Annotated in this window: 19 protein-coding genes; 9 read left to right on the top strand and 10 right to left on the bottom strand. The window is 49.1% G+C overall.

The genetic code is table 11. From position 1 onward, the window contains the following. On the bottom strand, positions 1-1,220 hold a 1,220-nt coding region (locus IQ217_RS14545; RefSeq protein WP_194020496.1), incomplete at its 3' end, for a family 10 glycosylhydrolase. 372 nt (positions 1,221-1,592) lie between these two features. Between IQ217_RS14545 and IQ217_RS14540 the strand changes: the two genes are divergently transcribed. Then, positions 1,593-2,966 carry a cyclic 2,3-diphosphoglycerate synthase gene (locus IQ217_RS14540; protein ID WP_228024138.1) on the top strand — a complete coding sequence of 458 codons (1,374 nt, stop codon included), beginning with the start codon at positions 1,593-1,595 and terminating at the stop codon, positions 2,964-2,966. After that, the gene (locus IQ217_RS14535) at positions 2,953-3,873 is read left to right on the top strand and encodes a carbamate kinase (protein WP_194020495.1); all 921 of its coding nucleotides are present in this window, start codon (positions 2,953-2,955) and stop codon (positions 3,871-3,873) included. Before IQ217_RS14540 ends, IQ217_RS14535 begins: the two co-directional genes overlap by 14 nt. A gap of 83 nt (positions 3,874-3,956) precedes the next feature. Here IQ217_RS14535 and IQ217_RS14530 read toward each other — a convergent pair whose 3' ends face one another. Then, on the bottom strand, positions 3,957-5,024 hold the full coding sequence (locus IQ217_RS14530) for a ribonucleotide-diphosphate reductase subunit beta (RefSeq protein WP_228024139.1): 1,068 nt from the start codon (positions 5,022-5,024) through the stop codon (positions 3,957-3,959). Between the two features lie 224 nt (positions 5,025-5,248). Between IQ217_RS14530 and IQ217_RS14525 the strand changes: the two genes are divergently transcribed. From IQ217_RS14525 to IQ217_RS14515, 3 genes are all read left to right on the top strand, one after another. After that, positions 5,249-6,064: an ABC transporter permease gene (locus IQ217_RS14525; RefSeq protein ID WP_190599175.1), complete on the top strand. Its 816-nt coding sequence runs from the start codon at positions 5,249-5,251 to the stop codon at positions 6,062-6,064. 12 nt (positions 6,065-6,076) lie between these two features. After that, entirely contained in the window at positions 6,077-6,841 is a 765-nt protein-coding gene (locus tag IQ217_RS14520) for an ABC transporter ATP-binding protein (protein WP_190599176.1), read from the top strand. 85 nt (positions 6,842-6,926) lie between these two features. Continuing rightward, positions 6,927-7,859 (top strand): NAD-dependent epimerase/dehydratase family protein, encoded by a 933-nt coding sequence (locus IQ217_RS14515; RefSeq protein WP_190599177.1) that lies wholly within the window; start codon positions 6,927-6,929, stop codon positions 7,857-7,859. A 107-nt stretch (positions 7,860-7,966) separates the two neighbouring features. Here IQ217_RS14515 and IQ217_RS14510 read toward each other — a convergent pair whose 3' ends face one another. From IQ217_RS14510 to IQ217_RS14500, 3 genes are all read right to left on the bottom strand, one after another. After that, a complete protein-coding gene (locus IQ217_RS14510) occupies positions 7,967-8,683 on the bottom strand; it encodes an LmeA family phospholipid-binding protein (protein ID WP_194020494.1) in 717 nt (238 codons plus the stop codon). A gap of 194 nt (positions 8,684-8,877) precedes the next feature. Continuing rightward, positions 8,878-9,423, bottom strand: a complete 546-nt coding sequence (locus tag IQ217_RS14505; protein WP_228024140.1) for a cofactor assembly of complex C subunit B — start codon at positions 9,421-9,423, stop codon at positions 8,878-8,880. A 38-nt stretch (positions 9,424-9,461) separates the two neighbouring features. Beyond that, complete coding sequence (locus tag IQ217_RS14500; RefSeq protein ID WP_190599180.1) at positions 9,462-9,854, bottom strand: hypothetical protein; 393 nt, start codon at positions 9,852-9,854, stop codon at positions 9,462-9,464. 204 nt (positions 9,855-10,058) lie between these two features. Here IQ217_RS14500 and IQ217_RS14495 point away from each other — a divergent pair, with 204 nt between their 5' ends. Both IQ217_RS14495 and purK read left to right on the top strand, forming a co-directional pair. Then, complete coding sequence (locus tag IQ217_RS14495; protein ID WP_194020492.1) at positions 10,059-10,568, top strand: pentapeptide repeat-containing protein; 510 nt, start codon at positions 10,059-10,061, stop codon at positions 10,566-10,568. Between the two features lie 205 nt (positions 10,569-10,773). Beyond that, complete coding sequence (purK, locus tag IQ217_RS14490) at positions 10,774-11,946, top strand: 5-(carboxyamino)imidazole ribonucleotide synthase (protein WP_194020491.1); 1,173 nt, start codon at positions 10,774-10,776, stop codon at positions 11,944-11,946. A 50-nt stretch (positions 11,947-11,996) separates the two neighbouring features. On the opposite strand, the gene IQ217_RS14485 is transcribed toward purK, so the two are convergent. The 5 genes from IQ217_RS14485 to ahr all read right to left on the bottom strand — a co-directional run bounded on the left by IQ217_RS14485 (position 11,997) and on the right by ahr (position 15,989). Next, a complete protein-coding gene (locus tag IQ217_RS14485; RefSeq protein WP_194020490.1) occupies positions 11,997-12,329 on the bottom strand; it encodes a hypothetical protein in 333 nt (110 codons plus the stop codon). Between the two features lie 141 nt (positions 12,330-12,470). Next, complete coding sequence (locus IQ217_RS14480) at positions 12,471-13,163, bottom strand: HAD family hydrolase (RefSeq protein ID WP_194020489.1); 693 nt, start codon at positions 13,161-13,163, stop codon at positions 12,471-12,473. 194 nt (positions 13,164-13,357) lie between these two features. Beyond that, positions 13,358-14,560 carry an argininosuccinate synthase gene (argG, locus tag IQ217_RS14475; RefSeq protein ID WP_190599184.1) on the bottom strand — a complete coding sequence of 401 codons (1,203 nt, stop codon included), beginning with the start codon at positions 14,558-14,560 and terminating at the stop codon, positions 13,358-13,360. A gap of 118 nt (positions 14,561-14,678) precedes the next feature. Next, complete coding sequence (locus IQ217_RS14470) at positions 14,679-14,939, bottom strand: DUF2442 domain-containing protein (protein WP_194020488.1); 261 nt, start codon at positions 14,937-14,939, stop codon at positions 14,679-14,681. 39 nt (positions 14,940-14,978) lie between these two features. Further along, complete coding sequence (ahr, locus tag IQ217_RS14465) at positions 14,979-15,989, bottom strand: NADPH-dependent aldehyde reductase Ahr (RefSeq protein ID WP_194020487.1); 1,011 nt, start codon at positions 15,987-15,989, stop codon at positions 14,979-14,981. A gap of 199 nt (positions 15,990-16,188) precedes the next feature. Here ahr and IQ217_RS14460 point away from each other — a divergent pair, with 199 nt between their 5' ends. Further along, entirely contained in the window at positions 16,189-16,704 is a 516-nt protein-coding gene (locus IQ217_RS14460; RefSeq protein WP_190599187.1) for a DUF1269 domain-containing protein, read from the top strand. 257 nt (positions 16,705-16,961) lie between these two features. Then, a complete protein-coding gene (locus tag IQ217_RS14455) occupies positions 16,962-17,738 on the top strand; it encodes an ABC transporter permease (protein WP_194020486.1) in 777 nt (258 codons plus the stop codon). Positions 17,739-17,751 lie beyond the last annotated feature (13 nt).

The raw sequence follows: 17,751 nt of genomic DNA, 5'->3' as shown, positions 1-17,751 counted from the left end.
GAGACAGGGGCAATTCTAGCTAAACTGCGGGGGGCTGGGGAAGCAAATAGGCGACGAAAGGACTGAATGCGATAATCCTTTTCCTCCGGTGCAACGTCCCAGAGGGTTTGGTAATAGAAAAAGGCAACCCCCATGCCCTGGGCCCGGGCAGCATAAACCTTGTCATTCACCAGGGGCATGGGAACCTGCTTAGTGGGCAATCCAGTGAGGATACCAACGGCAGTGGGAATTCGGGTTTTGGCTTCTCGAAACTCCGCCCGCTGGATCGGCTCGGTAAAAGTGGGTAGGGAAGTCCGATAAACCTGAACTATTACTTCGTCAACAATCCCTTTGCGGATCCAATCTAACCAGTCTTGTAAAAAGGTGTTGTAAGCGAGATTATAGGTGGCGGGGGAAACGGATACGAGAATATTAGGTTTAGCAGCTTTAATGCGAGCATTTAACTGCACCATGAAAGCCGTAATTTTATCAGCTCGCCAGCGAATCCAGGCGGGATCTTTGGGGTTGCTTGGGGGAGTTTTTTTTGTTTCCTGTTGGTATAGGGAAATGGTGTAATTGTCGTAGCCAAATTCGTTGGGCAAGGCGGTGTGATCGTCGAACTGAACTCCGTCCAAATCGTATTTGTTGACTGCATCCATGACCAGTTGGGTGATAAAAGCCTGTACCTGGGGGTGGAAGGGATTCATCCACATTACTTCTCCAGCGGCACTCACCGACGTTTTGGTGCCATCTCGCTTTTGGGTAAACCACCAAGGATGGCGTTTAACTAGTTCCGACATGGGGGGAGCCTTAAAGCCAAATTCAAACCAGGGCAAAACCAACATGTTGCGGCGGTGGGCTTTGGCGATGATATCTGCTAGCACATCCTGACCCTGGTCTCCCCTGGGGCTAAAGGGCTGCAATCCTTCCCTTTTAGCAAATTCACTTTCGTAGAGCACATAGCCGGAGTTCCAGACTACGGGGTAGATGGTGTTGAAGTTTAGATCGGCCAGGAGATTAATGGATTCAGTGGTGCGATTCTCATCTAAAAATCTAACAGTGTCGTTATTAGTGATCCACACCCCCCTAATTTCGGGAAAGGCGTTTTGGGCTTGGAGTTGGCCAAAGAGAGGAAAAGGGTGAACGATCGCCAAACTTACTAGCAGACCGAGGAGAAGATGGCGCCAAAATGGCTTCCTGTAATAGGGCAAAATCCCTTGAAAGATTGAGGCGATCGCCATGGTGCAATGGTGGGGGGAGTAAATTAAAAAAAGGTTGAGTAAAAGACAAAGTTAAAGTTGCCTTAAATTTGACCTATCCTAGCGGTTTTTCTGCGTCAAAATGGGCAATTTTTCGGCTGAACTAGGGTTAAGGAGATGTTTCCCAGGCAAAGTATTGTAACAAGGGTTCTGGGGATAATCCCGTTGGTGTTTATCATAAAAGGTAGAAAAGCAACCGGGGATCAATGCAGAGCAGGGATAAAAACGCGTTAAAACTGCCCGGTTAATCATATTTTGAGCTGGTGTCTGAGCTCGACAAGTTAATCAAACAAACGGACGTTGCCTTGGTGGGGAGTGGTGACGGCGTGGCTTATTGTCCGGAGGAAAGGGGCTATGGTTACGAATGCAATTACTGACAACCGTCGGCGGGTGGTGATTTTAGGAGCTGCGGGGCGGGATTTTCACAATTTCAATCAGGTCTATCGGGATGATTCCCAGTATGAAGTGGTGGCCTTCACCGCTACCCAGATTGCTGGCATTGCCGATCGCCGTTATCCGCCGGGTTTAGCGGGGGCACTGTACCCCCAGGGCATTCCCATCATTGAGGAAGGGGAGTTAGAACATTTTTGCCGGGAAAACCAAGTTGATCAGATTGTATTTGCCTATAGTGATGTGTCCCACCAACAGGTAATGCATCTCGCCTCCCGGGCCTTGGCGATCGGAACGGATTTTGTTCTCCTGGGACCAGATCAAACCATGATCAAAGCCATAGTGCCGGTGATTGCGGTGTCGGCGGTGCGTACCGGCTGCGGTAAATCCCAGGTGAGTCGCTGGTTATCCCAACGGTTACGCCAACTGGGTTTAAGGGTTTGTGCCATTCGCCATCCCATGCCCTATGGCAATCTAGAAAAGCAGACAGTGCAACGGTTTGCCACCCTAGAAGATTTAGACCAGGCCCACTGCACAGTGGAAGAAAGGGAAGAATACGAGCCCCATATCTTAGCCGGCCATGTGGTCTATGCCGGGGTGGATTACGGCCTAATTGTGGAAAAAGCCTCTTTGGAAAGTGATGTCATTCTCTGGGACGGAGGTAACAACGATTTTCCCTTTGTGCGACCGGATTTACACATTGTGCTGGTGGACCCTCTCCGACCTGGAGATGAAAATTTATACCATCCAGGGGAAACGGCGCTGAGGATGGCCGATATTGTCTTAATTCCCAAAACTGATGTGGCTACGGCCGCCCACATTGCCCAAGTGCGGGACTCCATCGCCCAGTTAAACCCCAGTGCCAAAATCATCCAGGGGCGATCGCCGTTACGGTTAGAGCCCCCCTTGGATCTGCGGGGCAAACGGGTCATTGTGGTGGAAGACGGCCCCACTACCACCCACGGAGGCATGGGCCATGGTGCGGGTTACCAAGCAGTTAAGGACATTGAAAACATTGCAATAGTTGACCCCAGACCCTACGCTGTGCCGGAAATCGCAGCAGTTTACGCTAAATTTCCCCATTTGAGCCAAATTTTGCCCGCCATGGGTTACTTTCCTGCCCAATTAAAAGCTTTGGCCGATACCCTCAATGCCGCTGACGTGGATGTGGTGGTGTCCGGTACCCCCAGTGATCTGGGTCGGTTAATTGCCCTGAATAAGCCATTGGTGCGGGTTTTTTACGATTATGCCGAAGCGGAAGAACCGGGATTAGGCAGCGCCGTGGATTTATTTTTAGCCCAACGGGGGCTAGGGGGCAAAGTCCATGACATCTCCTAACCCCAGACCCATTGTCATTGCTTTGGGTGGTAATGCCCTGTTGCAGAGGGGCCAACCTCCGGAAGTGGAAATTCAGAAAGCTAACATTCGCGTTGCGGCCCTGGCGATCGCCAAGGTGGTGCAGGAATATTCTGTAGTGGTCACCCACGGCAATGGCCCCCAGGTGGGTTTACTGGCCCTGCAGGGAGAATGTGAAAAATCCTGTAAGCCCTACCCCCTAGACGTTTTAGGGGCGGAAACCGAAGGCATGATCGGCTATCTCCTGGAACAGGAATTACGCAACCAACTGCCCGGCCGGGACGTGGTCACCCTCTTGACCCAAATTGTGGTCGATCGCCAGGATCCAGCTTTTTTGCGCCCCAGCAAACCCATCGGCCCCATTTATGACCTCCCCCAGGCCCAACAGTTGGCCCAGGCAAGGGGGTGGGCGATCGCCGCTGACGGCCAAGGTTACCGTCGGGTGGTAGCTTCCCCGGAACCGCAACGCATCATTGAGCTACCCACCATTCAACTGCTAGTCAACAGTGGTGCCTTGGTAGTCTGTGCCGGGGGCGGGGGCATTCCCATTGTGGTAGATGAAGCCGGGGGCATGCAGGGGGTGGAAGCTGTGATCGACAAAGACTTGGCCGCCGCTCTGTTGGCCAAAAATCTCCAAGCCCAGGGGTTACTACTCCTCACCGATACCGATGGCGTGTATGAAAACTGGGGCACTAATTACTCCCACCGTTTCGAGCGAACCACCCCGAAAAATCTGCGCCGTTACCGTTTTGCAGAGGGCTCCATGGGACCAAAGGTGGAAGCGGCCTGTCGCTTTGTGGAAGGCACTGGGCAGTGGTGTGGCATTGGCCAGTTAGGGCAAGCCTGGGAAATCATCCACCGGCAGGGAGGTACAATGATCACCCCTTAGGCGCAGTTCTTGGTTTTCCACTTACCTTACTGACGGTCAATGGCAACATCAGAGAAATGAATGGTTAGGTTACAGAGCAACCCTTAAATTTCATCCCAACCAGCTACCCCAGAAGACATCACATAGCTAGTCACCGTTGCTTCAAAGAAGTTCGCCTTGGTGTGGGCTTCTTTTTTCGTATCGGAAAAACGCTCCAAGTGGGTGTAGGGGCTTTTTCCATAGCGGGGTTCAGTGTAAAGGGGATCCAAGCCGATCGCCCGCAGACGACTGTTAGCAAGGTATTTGGTGTACTGTTCCGTACTAGATTCCGTAATGCCGAGGATATTGTTGCCGACAATGTGGTTAGTCCAACGACATTCAAACTCCACTGCCTTGTCAAACATTTCATAAATTTGATCTGTGGAGTGGGTGAAGACTTGCATCGCTTCGGGAATTAGCTTTTGGTAGAGACGCACGTGGCTCAACTCATCCCGGTTGATCATTTTAAAAATGTCGGCGGAACCGGGCATTAACATGCGGGAAGCCAGATTGTAAAAGTAAATGAAACCATTGTAGAAATATAATCCTTCCAACAAATAGTCCGCCATTAAGGCGACAAAATAATTTTCCTGGGTGGGATGATCGACATATTTTTGGTAGAGCATGGCGATGTACTCGCACCGTTCTTTTAACACCCGGTCTGTGCGCCAAAATTCGTACACCGTATCCCGCTTTTCTGTGGGAATAATCGTCTCGATCATGTACTGGTAGCTCTGGTTGTGCATGCCCTCCTGGGAAATTTGCTCCGCCATACAAAGGCTAATTTCTGGAGCGGTAACGCTACTTTTCAAATGGGGAATGTTACAAGTTTGGACAGAATCTAGAAAGGTCAAATAAGACAAAATCCCGTCGAAAGCATACCGTTCTTCGTTGGTTAGGTTCCAGTAATCAGTAACATCCTGGGTAATGTCTAAGCGCTGGGGAATCCAAAAGTTCTCTCTCATTTGCTGGTACAAACCCACTGCCCAGTTGTAGCGGACATCGTTTAATTGCATCAAATTGGTGGTGTTACCAAACCAAATGGTACGGTTCTCGACGGAATCGTTGCCAGTGGGGTTAAAAATAGGGGTCACAGGCATGGGCGCTGTGGGATTAACGGTGCTGACAACCATGGAATTTGGGCAGGGAGATTTGTGAACTGGCCTATTCTAACCTCGCTAGCAGATTTTTTCGAGCGCTTGAATTAATGGTGATTTCAGAAATCAGCACACTGTTTTCCCATTGGTTCAGAGAAGCCTTATTAGTTCACACGATCTAACTATCTCGACAAAGGCCACACAACTCTATACAATTCTTGTTTAGCTCGGCGCCGCCCCGCAATTTTTTAGAATTTTTTATGGCTCTTTCGCTACCGACAAGGGTGAACTGGTCCCCCATTCAGCGCTACTTGGAACTGTTACAGATATTAGTGGAGCGCAACCTGAAAGGCCGTTACCGGGGTTCCTTTTTGGGGGTTTACTGGTCATTGCTAAACCCCCTAATTATGACGGGGATTTATGCGGCCATTTTCGGCGCGGCCTTTGCCTCCTTTTATGGTTCCGCTCTGAACTATGTCCTGGCGGCCTTTACGGGGCTGTTGGTGATTAACTTTTTTTCCTCTTCCACCAGTCAAGCTCTGTCCAGTGTGGTGGCCAGCGGGGGGCTAATGAACAAGATCAAACTGCCCATCAGTGTCTTTCCCCTGTCCATGATCATTGCCAACGTTTTCCAATTTGTGGTGGGGCCACTCCCCCTCTTGGCGATCGTGACTATTTATAAGTCTTGGGAATCTGGCTGGTGGTTGGTCAATGCCCTTTGCCTCTTCTTTCCCCTCTTGGCCCTGAGCCTAGTGTGCACTGGGGTGGGTTTTTTTGTCAGTGCCCTTTATGTGTTTTTCCGAGATTTGCCCTACTTTTACGAGCTAGTTACCTTCATGCTCTGGATTGGCTCGCCTATTTTTTATCCATCGGAAATTGTGCCGGAACAAGTGCGTCGCTTTTTAGTCATCAACCCCCTGTTACCGATCATTGACAGTATTCGTCAAATTTCCCTGTCGGGGGATTTGCCCGAGTCTGGTTTGATCGTCCATGGACTATTAAATGGTTTAATCTTATTGGCCTTGGGTTGGTTCTGCTTTCGCTCCTGGCAAAAGAATTTCATGGATTTGTTGTAAAGCTAATTTTAGATGTCTGAAGTTATTCGTCTTGATAAGGTTTCTTTGTACCGTCGAACCCAGGAGGAGTTTTCCTACGACCTGAAGCGCACCGTACTATCTTTTATTGAAGGTAAGTATCGTAAGCCTTCCCGTAAGCTGATCCTAGACAATATAGATTTTACGGTGGTGACGGGGGAAAAAATTGGCATCATCGGCTCCAATGGTTCGGGGAAGTCTACCCTGCTCAAGGTGATTTGCGGTATTTTGGAACCTTCTGCCGGCAGTCTAAGGGTAAGGGGAGAAATAGCCCCCTTAATCGAGTTGGGCGCTGGCTTTGACCCGGATTTATGTGTGCGGGATAACATCATCCTCTACGGCGTCATGTTGGGATTTTCCCGCCAGGAAATGTTGGACAGGGTAGATTCCATCCTTGATTTTGCTGAGTTACAGACCCTGGGCGATATGCCGGTGAAGTCCCTTTCTTCGGGGATGTCGGCCCGGTTGGGCTTTGCCATTGCCACCGATGTGGAGCCGGATATTCTAATTTTGGATGAAGTCCTGTCGGTGGGGGATGAGAGTTTTAAGCATAAGTCCCAGGCCCGCATGGATAAGCTCTGGGGGCATAACACCACTATTCTGGTGGTTTCCCATAGCCTGAGTTTTATCCAAGATGCCTGTCCTACTACCATCTGGCTAGACCGGGGGGTAGTGCGTTACATGGGCAAAACCTCCGAGGCGATCGGGCAATATCTGGAGGAGGTCAAACGCCACGATGCCCTCACTATCCCGCAATAATTCTGGCAAGTTGCCCTTTTTTTGCTTTACTGGGAACGGATATTTTTTGCTCAACAATAGTTAAAGAGAACATGGAGGAGTGATTATGAAAATTTTGATTACCGGTGGCGGTGGCTACATTGGTTCTGTCCTAACCCCCACTTTGTTGGCGGCGGGTTACGAGGTAACCGTGATAGACAACTTCATGTTCCAGCAAAATAGCTTGGCGGAATGCTGTCAGTATGAAACCTTTAACGTTATCCGGGGGGATTGCCGCAAGGAAGACCTTATTAAAGAACAGCTCAAAACCGCCGATGTAATCATTCCCCTGGCGGCCCTAGTGGGTGCTCCCCTGTGCAGTCGCGATCAAATTGGTACTAAAACCACTAACCAGACGGCGGTGGAAATGATCTGTCAACTTGCCAGCCCTCAACAGCGGATTTTGATGCCAGTTACCAACAGTGGCTACGGCATTGGCGAAAAGGGTAAATTTTGTACCGAAGAAAGTCCCCTGCGACCAATTTCCCTCTATGGGGTAACTAAGGTGGAAGCGGAAAAAGCGGTGTTAGCCCGGGATAACGGCATGACTTTTCGCCTGGCGACAGTATTTGGTATGGCTCCCCGGATGCGGGTAGATTTGTTGGTCAATGACTTTGTGTACCGCGCCTTTTACGACCGGGCAGTGGTTATTTTTGAAGGTCATTTCAAGCGCAATTATATTCATATCCGGGATGTGGCTAAGGTGTTTCTCCATGGCTTGGAAAACTTTGAATCCATGAAGGGTAAGCCCTATAACGTTGGTTTGGAAGATGCTAATTTGTCTAAACTGGAACTTTGTGACGAAATTCGTAAATATCTGCCCAATTTTGTTTATCTAGAAGCTCCCATCGGAGAGGATCCAGATAAGCGGGATTACATTGTTTCCAACCAGAGGATTTTGAGCACTGGCTTTACTCCCGACTGGTCTTTGGGACGGGGTATTCAAGAGTTAATCAAGGGTTATACCATCTTGAGAAACAGCGTTTATTCCAACGTGTAAAAAGTGTTTGAACGCCCCCCTGATTCACCAAGTTGGGGGGAACTAGATACAAATCATCAACTGTTGGGGAATTTAGGGGGTAGATAACAACTTTGTGCTGCCAAGATTTAAGGACGGATTAACACCTGACCAAGGCAGAAAAGCTCGCCATTGTTTAGATCGAGGGATTCAAGGTCCACATCTTCCCCTAAATCAATAGTCAAACGCTCTAAGTTTCGGTTGGCGATCGCCGGTAGTCCTAGTAGGGTAATGTCTTCGAGATGTAAGGTTTTGGGACTGGCCAATTGGAGACGGGCCTGCACTAAAAGATCATGGCTTTGACCCTGGGGGTCTTGTACTTCACCCTTGAGCTGAAAAGATTGATTCTCCAAGGCGATCGCCTGCCAAAGGAAAGTGTAATTTTCTAACTGGCCCTGGGGATCTGCCACCCCCTGTTCCGCTAACAAAGCCACCAACAATTCCCCAAAAGCAGCGGCCAGTAAGGTGGATGTTAGGGATGCCTGGAGATGGCTTTGGGAGATTTGTAACTCTCCACTGACTCGAATTGGTTCCAATAATTTGAGGGGTTTCCCCTTGATTACCTGACCAATGTTAATGCGGATATTTTCCCCCCGGAGTAACACCTTTCCTAGTTGTAGGCCTTGGTAAATGGCTCTATCACTGCTGAGGGCAACCCTGGGTACATAACCCCGCAAAATTTGTCGGTCTTTGCCGTCAATTTCCAATTCCAAACTCTCCACCGTTTCCACCTGGGAACGGAGCCAAAGCCTCAAGGCAGGGGCTAAAATTTTACCAATCAAATTACTGTCAACGGCTAAGCCCATGGGTTTGAAATTTAGTTGTTATCAAGCAAAGTTAACGGAACAAAAATTGAAAAATAAATAAGTTAGTCTGGGCAAATTCTCCAAAAATACAGCAAATCTTGCATCAGTTTAATCAGCATAAAACAGGCGTAATTCCTATGCTTTAAAAGTTTTACCGCACTACTTTAGATACTGTAACCGCTGTATCACTCATATTAATGGGAACTTCCTCCTTGCCAATCTAGGGGAAATTGGGCCTGTAATTCCCGCAACTCGTCCCGATGGGCGGTGATGGTTAGAGGATATTGCCCCGGATGGGAAGGTTGATCCGGATCTCCCAATTCCAACGTAATCGCTTCTACCCTGGCCGCTTTTTGCCAGTAAAAAGTTCCCGCTAGGGGAGCTAACCAGAGTAGGAAGAAAAAGAGAAAACCCCGTTGGGGCCAAAATACGGCTAACACCAAAGCAAGGCAGAGCAGTCCTAGGGCCGCCAACAAACTCAAAAACACTGCGAGAAATGGACTAGCCTGTACATTCCCCTCAAAGGCGATCGCCTGTTGGACTGGGTCAATGTTAGTAATGCGGTAGGCCCGGCTATTGAAATAGGTTTTAATCTCATCCAATATGCCCGCCTCGGGATTATCGATCCAAGCCCGGATTTTCTGGGTTCGGTCTTTAACCGAAGAACGGATGAAAAACACCAAGCCAATCAGGGAAAAAATGGTAAAAAATAGGGTGGAGCCGAGAACGGGTAAATCCATAATATCCATAACAAAATTGTGGCAACTCTTCTCTTTAATTAGAAGATATCTAAATCAATGGCCGCAGATCCACCGCTTTTTAATTGTTTGAGCAAACTATCCAATTGTCGCCACACCAACGCCGCGATAAAAATGGTAATGGGCAAGGAAATGGCGTAGGAAATCCAACCATTACCCAGAAAAATTTGCACTCCAGAAGCTAAAAATACACAAACTCCCACACAGATACCAATAAAAGGCAGTTGTAAATCTAGGTCTGCCAAAGTACTGGCGGGGGTATTTAGCCAAAGCTTCACTTTCTGTTTCAAGGTGGCTTCAAAGGCCGCGCCACAGGAAATCCCAACAAAAAGCCCTACCGCAATTAAAAAATAGGGAGGCTGGGGCAAATAGTACATATTCAATAAAAGAGGATAAAAGACATCCCTGATCATAGCAAGGTCAGACTTAATTTACCGGCACTAATTTTTAGCTACATTGGTTACCGCCCCGGTGAATCAACAAATTCTTGTCGCCAAAGAAATGACCAGAATATAATCCCTATCTGCCGTTGGGGGTATGCCCGCGCCTTGATTGCTGATAATCTAGTTGGTGTCTACATCTCACCGCCGCCCTGAATTCAGGTTATCGCTTCCCCAATGCTGAAAGTGTTTCGTCAGTCCTTCCTTGTTGTGCTCACCGTGGCCTGTTTGATCTGGTCTGCCCCGGCGATCGCCGCTAGTTCTTCTTCCGTGACCGGGGGAGCTTCAGCTTTTGAAAATATCGTGTTGGCGGAAACGGATTTTCGGGACCAAGACCTGCTCACCGCCCAGTTCACCAATGTGGACTTGACCAGCAGTATTTTTGAAGCTATGGATTTGCGGGGCTCCGTGTTTAATGGTGCTAACCTCACCGATGCCAACCTCAAAGGGGCGGATCTGACCAATGGTTTGGCCTATTTGACCAGTTTCAATGGGGCTAATTTGGAGAATGCCATCTTAGCAGAGGCAATTATGCTCCGGACTTCCTTTAAAAATGCCAAAATTCAGGGCGCTGACTTTACCCTTGCGGTGTTGGATTCAGAACAGGTGGCCGCCTTATGTGAAGTGGCTGATGGGGTCAACCCCAAAACCGGCAACAGCACCAGGGAATCCCTTGGTTGTTCCTAAAAAAAAAGATTAAACCATCGGGTTAAATCAAACTTGTCAAAAGGATAGAGTCTGTTAGGAAAATCCTGCCCAGTCCCCGGTTAGGGAGCGCCATGGTTGTTCAAGGTTCCCCCATTTGTCGGAGCTTGTCAGGGAAAGCGTGGGGGATGGATTAAGTAGACATAAATATTGCAAAGTAAACTCCTAGGCGACAGTAGATAGTTCGATGGAAAAACAATTAACCACAGTAGGGGTAGTTGGTGGTGGACAGTTGGCCTGGATGATGGCCCAGGAAGCCCCCCGATTAGGGCTTAAATTGGCAGTGCAAACCCCGGAGGAAACCGATCCGGCAGTGGCATTGGCTGACAAAGTGGTGTTGGCGGCGATCGCCGATGGAGAGGGTACCAAGGCGTTGGCTGAACACTGTGGGGTAATCACCTTTGAAAATGAATTTGTCGATTTGCCCAGCTTGGAAAAGTTAGCTGAACAAGGAGTTACTTTTTATCCCCAGCTCGATTCCCTCGCTCCTTTATTGGATAAATGGGAACAACGCCATTTTTTGCAAAACCTCGGTGTACCTGTGCCGGACTTTTGGGCTCTGGAATCATTGCCTTCCCAGTTGCCCGCTTTTCCCTGGGTGTTAAAGGCCCGTCGCCACGGCTATGACGGCCAAGGAACCCAAATTATTAATTCCCCGGCGGATTTACCAGATTTGAGTCAAGCCTCTCCTGGTAGTTGGATGGTGGAAAGTTTTGTGCCCTACGAAAGGGAGTTGGCCGTCCTTGGGGCCCGCAATGCTAAAGGAGAAATGGAAATTTATCCAGTGGTGGAAACCCGCCAAATTGATCAGGTCTGCCGTTGGGTGGTGGCCCCCGCCCCCATTGATGCCGCCATTGCTGCCACGGCCCAGGATTACTGCCGCCGCATTCTCAACCATTTGGACTACGTCGGCATCCTGGCGATCGAATTTTTCCTGTTACCGGAATCGAGCCAAACCAATACCCCGGCGCAACGGTTGCTAATCAACGAATTAGCTCCCCGCACCCACAATTCTGGCCACTTCAGTTTAGATGCCTGCCACACTTCCCAATTTGCTTTGCAACTGCAAGCAGTGACTGGACAAACATTGGGTTCATCGGCTTTGCATTGCGGCCAAGCGGTGATGGTGAATTTATTGGGCTACGAAGTATCAGCAGGCGATTATCAACCACAATTGGCTGAAATTGCCGCTCTGCCCCATAGCCATGTGCATTGGTACGGCAAAGGGGAATGTCGCCCCGGTCGCAAGCTGGGCCATGTGACTTTGTTAAATCCTAATGTTGCATCAAAACCTTCCACCGCCTGGGCTAAAGCTTTGGTGGAACAAGTGGAAGATATTTGGTACCCCGCCCCTACTTAGAACTACTTGGAACAATGTGGTGGATTAATCAACCTCAGGGACGTTGATAGTTAGAAACTACCAATACCGAGGCGGAGTTGGGAGCTTTCCAATAATTGTTCTTTCTCTATGTCCGTCAGTTGCCCATCCAATTGGTCTGAACGAATTTCATAGGGGTTGTAGTCTGCTTCTGCATCGATATCCCCCTCTCCCCCGACGCCCCCCAGCCAGAGGGCACTATCCTTGGGCAAAATACCGGCTAAATCCGCCGCACTGCCTTCCGATTGGGGCAAGGCATTAAGATTTTCTTCTGTCATCATTTGGGCTTGAACCGGCAACGCAGAACCAAAGGCGATCGCCATTAGCCCGAGGGCTATAGTAATTTGTCGTCCGACGCTAATCATATTTTGCTCCTAAGATTTCAACTCGATGCTTTAGTCGTATTAATTTCTACTCCCCACCAGGGCTCTGATTAGTCCCTAGCATTCAGTATGGACGATTTGCCAACTGGATTTCCAGTGGTTGGCACAAAACTTATTCAACCCCTATTCAACCCCGTGGTGTTGGTAAAACAAATTCACTGCTTCGGCTAAATTATTGACAATAAAATCCGGTTGATAACGTTCTAATTGTTCTCGGTTGCGAATGCCAGACAAAACGGCGATCGCCGGCATATTACCCCGCTGGGCCGCCAAAATGTCCGCTTCGGTATCCCCCACCATCCACACACTATCCGCCGGAGGTAATTCCGCTAGGGCCCGTTCCATTAAGAGGGGTTTATCGTTAGTGTCGCCGGTTTTAACATAACCATCCTCTAAGCAATAACGGCGATCGATGGGGAAAAAATGGTTAAAGTGATTGTGGTCTAGGGCTTCCTGCAGTTCACTTTCCCGCCGCATAGTCATTAATACCAGATCAATACCCCGGTCTTTGATGCCCTGTAAAATCCCCCCCACTCCGGGCAGGGGCAGATCATAGGGCAAGTAGGGCTGGCTATGGACGGTGCGATTGCGGATGGCGACAAATTCTTCCGTTTGCTCCGGGGTCAAACCAGAGTCAACGCCAATCTGTGCCTTGGGCACCTTGCTCCGTTTCCTTTGCCAAAATTCCGCTTTGCTCAGTATGTTCAGATTTTGCCCAGGTAATTTAACCTGCTCCAGACAGTATTGATAGACCTGATAATACCGCTCAGAAACATCCATAATCGGGCCATCACAGTCGGTAATCAGTCTCAGCATGGGGAAGAAAGGAAAAGGAACAGTCCAAATTTTAACCGTAATTCGTTCCACCGTCCCGAGCTTCTACACCATATTCCCCACAGCAAAAACCCCGATGGTCCAAGGTTCATATCCCTGGCGATCGGGGTGGTGATAGGTAAGAATTGTTTGGGCAATTAAACCCGACAATGCTGCAAAATTATTGAGGTCAGAACTTAACCCCGCATTTTCTGGGCCCAAACTTTGGTGGGTAAGCCCCAAATATAGATGAAGCCTTCCGCCGCTTTATGGTCAAATTGGTCTTCCATGCCGTAGGTCGCCAATTCCGCATCATAGATGGAGTAATCAGATTTACGGCCGGCAACGTTGGCATTGCCCTTAAAGAATTTCACCCGCACCATGCCCGTAACCCGTTCTTGGGTTTTGACGATAAAAGCATCCAAAGCTTCCTTAAGGGGGCTGTACCATAATCCCCGGTAAATCAACTGACTATAAATTTCCTCGACGGTGTTTTTATAGTGGGTGACGTCGGCGGTTTGGGTCAAACTTTCCAGATCCCGGTGGGCATCGATTAACACCAATAGGGCCGGAGCTTCGTAAATCTCCCGGGATTTAATCCCCACCACCCGGTTCTCCACCATATCCAACCGTCCTACCCCATGGTTACCGGCAATTTCATTCAGCCTTTCCACTAGGACAACAGGGTCAAGTATCACCCCATTTAAACTGACGGGAATGCCCTTTTCAAAACCGATATCCACATATTCCGGCTCGTTCGGTGTATCGGCGATCGCCTTGGTCATCAGATAAATTTCTTCCGTCGGTTCCGTCATGGGGTCTTCCAGGGGACCCGCTTCGATACTACGGCCGAGGATATTACGGTCAATGCTGTAGGGGGAAGACTTTTTCACGGGGGATTCCACGCCATACTTCTCTCCGTAGGCGATGGTTTCTTCCCGGCTCATTTTCCATTCCCGGGCCGGTGCCAACACCTTCAAATTGGGGTTGAGGGCCATAATGCTGATGTCGAACCGCACTTGGTCATTGCCTTTGCCAGTGCAGCCATGGGCCACCGCATCGGCACCGTATTTTTCCGCTGCTTCCACCAACATTTTGGCAATGAGGGGGCGGGCCAAGGCTGTGGAGAGGGGATAACGGTTTTCGTAGAGGGCATTGGCCTGGATGGAGCGGAAGGCATAGTCTTGAACAAATTCTTCCTTCCCGTCAATAACCAAGGATTCCACTGCACCACAGCGGAGAGCTTTTTCCTGAATCGGTCCCAGTTCATCCCCCTGGCCCAAATCCGCCGCGAGGGTAATAACTTCCTCTACTCCCCATTCTTGCATTAAATAGGGAATACAAACCGATGTATCTACCCCACCGGAATAGGCGAGAACGACTTTTTTGGCGCGACCCATACTGCTTTTACCTGAAGAACTGATTCAATGTGCCATTCTAGCAGTAATGTCTTGGTCAAAATTGTTTGTTTTAACACCGCCGAGATCCTTGCCCTCGGCTATCCGCAAGGGGTTTTGCCTAGCTGGTTGAATCTCGACCGCCGGCAAATGTCAGGCTTTCCAGATAGAGCGTATCAAAGCTGAGATCGACTCCGTTCGGCCATTCCACCGAACCAGAGACAATTCTTGCAGAGCTAAACAGAGAAATATTTTTGAGTTGGCTGAAAATCCCCTTGTCAAGATACGGTTTCAAATCGAAGACCTTTTGTTCTTCGTTCTCAAACCAGAGCATCAAACGATAATTTTCTAGAGTTTTAACCCTTTTAACATAGGGGTTCACGATCCACCAAAGTTAGCAAAGCAATAAATCTTACCAAGGCTAATTTTTACTATGGCTGAGCACCACCCGATAATGGGCCTTGCCGTTTTCCAGGTGGGCGATCGCCTCGTTAATCTGGTCAAAACTGAATTGCTCCACCACGGGCTTAATGTTATGACGCACAGCAAAATCCAACATGGTGGTAATGGTGGCGGGACTACCCACGGGGGAAGCGGCGATGGATCGTTGCCCCATCAAGAGAGGGAAAAGGTTCAGCTCCAAAGGCTCCAACACGACCCCAACAAAATGGAAATGGCCCTGGGGCGCAAGGGTAGTGATGTATAAATTCCAGTCCAGCTTCAGGTTCACCGTGGAAATGATGTAGTCAAATTTGCCTTCCACACTGGCGATCGCCTCCGGATCGGTGGAATCAAGTATATGGTGAGCCCCCAACTCCAACGCTTCCGTTTGTTTCCTGGCACTGGAGGTAAAAGCGGTCACTTCACAGCCCCAGGCCCGGAGAAATTGCACCGCCAAATGGCCCAAGCCACCAATGCCGATCACTGCCACTTTCGCAGTGGGTTTTAAACCCAACTCCACCATGGGGCTAAACACTGTGATGCCACCACAAAAAAGCGGCCCCGCACTGGCTAGGTCAATATCTTTGGGTAATTTCACCACACTGACCCCCTTGGCCCGCACCCGATCACCAAAGCCACCGTAATGACCCACAATGGTGGATTCCGCCGTGGCACAAAGATTGTGATCACCCGATAAACAACTATGGCAAGTCATGCAATAGCCCGCATGCCAACCCAGCCCCACCAGATCTCCCACCTGCACATGGTTCACCCCTTCCCCAATGGCGGCCACAGTACCCACCACTTCATGGCCCGGTACGAGGGGATAACTGGAAATGCCCCATTCGTTATTGATCATGGACAAATCACTATGGCAAACTCCGCAATATTGCACCTCAATCTCCACCTCGTTAGCCCCCAAAGCGCCGGGATCATATTCAAAGGGCTGGAGTTTTCCGTTGGCTTCCAGGGCGGCGTAGGCTTTAATCATGGGCGATAAGTCTTTTGGTACTGTCAAAACTAGGTTCGATGGGGTGGCGGAGAACTTAATTTACCCCCGGGTCCCCCAAATTGTAATTGATTCTTCAATGATGGGCTAGTTATGTATTGGCGGTTACCCCAACTTTCAAACTCGAACACAACTGCTACCATGGAGCCTAGTAATCACCAATTATTTTCAGTAAGATTTTATGAGCGACTTAATTGTTATCGGCTACGACGATGAATACAAGGCAGAAGAAGTACGCCTTGCCCTGGCCAAGCTACAAGTAGAGCATTTGATCGAAATGGAAGATGCCGCCGTTGTGGTCAAAGACGAAAAGGGCAAAATAAAGCTCAAACAAGCCATTAATCTCACCAGTTCCGGCGCCGTTAGTGGCGGTTTTTGGGGTTTATTGATCGGCGTTTTATTTTTCAATCCTCTTTTAGGAGCAGCAGTAGGGGCGGCCAGTGGAGCCTTGGCCGGTGCTCTCAGTGACATTGGTGTGGATGATAATTTCATGCGGGAACTAGGAGAAACCATGTCCCCCGGTAGTTCTGCCCTATTTGTTCTGGTCAGAAAAGTGACCCCCGACAAGGTATTGGCTGATGTGAGCAAATACGGCGGTAAAGTGCTGAGAACTTCTTTGTCCCAGGATGAAGAGTCCCAACTGCAAGCAGTGCTCGATCGCCATGGTTTATTGGACGGCGTTCCGGCGGCGGAATAGTCATCGGTAGCTAGGCGGAATAGTCATCGGTAGCTAAATGGACTATTCCCCTGGCCCTGATAATTAATTCCAGGTAATAAATAAATTGGAATTTCGCGGGGATTCAGGTTGCCCAACAGCTCGATTTTGACCAATCTTGCTAAAAATTTCATAGTCATATTTTCTTAATTCCCCATTTTGGCCGGCCTTGGTGGGGAATTTAATTTTGCTTAAAATTGTGTGGGATCATTATTGGGAATTGCGTTGCTGAGAAAATTATGATCAACATTTTTAGGATTTGGGCGATCGCCGCCAATGGTTTTCGAGAGGTTATCCGGGACCGGATTCTTTATGTGATCGGCTTTTTTGCCATTTTGATGGCCCTGGCCCTGCGTATACTGCCAGAAATTTCCGTCGGAGCGGACGGTAAAATTTTCCTCGACCTGGGTTTAGCGGCCACTTCCCTGTTGGGGGCGATCGTGGCAATTTTTGTCGGTACGGGCCTAATCAATAAAGAAATCGAGAAACGGACCGTGTTGGTGCTTATTCCCAAGCCCCTCAGCCGCAGTGAACTTATTATCGGCAAACATTTGGGATTATCGGGGGTGCTGGCTGCCATGTTGGTGATTATGACCAGCATTTACTTGGCCATGTTGGCCTGGGCCAAAATTCCTTTTTCCCCCACGGCCATTCTCATTTCCCAGGGTTTTCTCTTACTAGAATTGGCTGTCCTCACGGCGATCGCCATTTTATTTGGGGTATTTACCAGTTCCATTTTGGCCACCCTGCTCAGTTTTGGGGTGTACTTTATGGGACATATCAGCCGGGATTTGCTCAAGTTGGGGGAAATTACGAAAAATACCAACATCGAAACCCTGACTAAATATCTTTACCTGGTGCTGCCCAACCTGGAAAGATTTAATCTCAAAAATGAGGCGGTGTACGGAATTTTGCCCACCAGCGGCGAACTTTGGGCCAACTTACTCTACGGCATTCTCTACATCACTTTGATGCTCACCCTAGCAAATTTGATTTTTACCCGCAGACAGTTTTAGGTGTTTTACATTT

This window comes from Synechocystis salina LEGE 00031 (genome assembly GCF_015207985.1).
Taxonomy (GTDB): domain Bacteria; phylum Cyanobacteriota; class Cyanobacteriia; order Cyanobacteriales; family Microcystaceae; genus Synechocystis; species Synechocystis salina.
The sequence above is the reverse complement of the archived record's forward strand: the minus strand, read 5'-3'. Positions and strand labels throughout refer to the sequence as shown.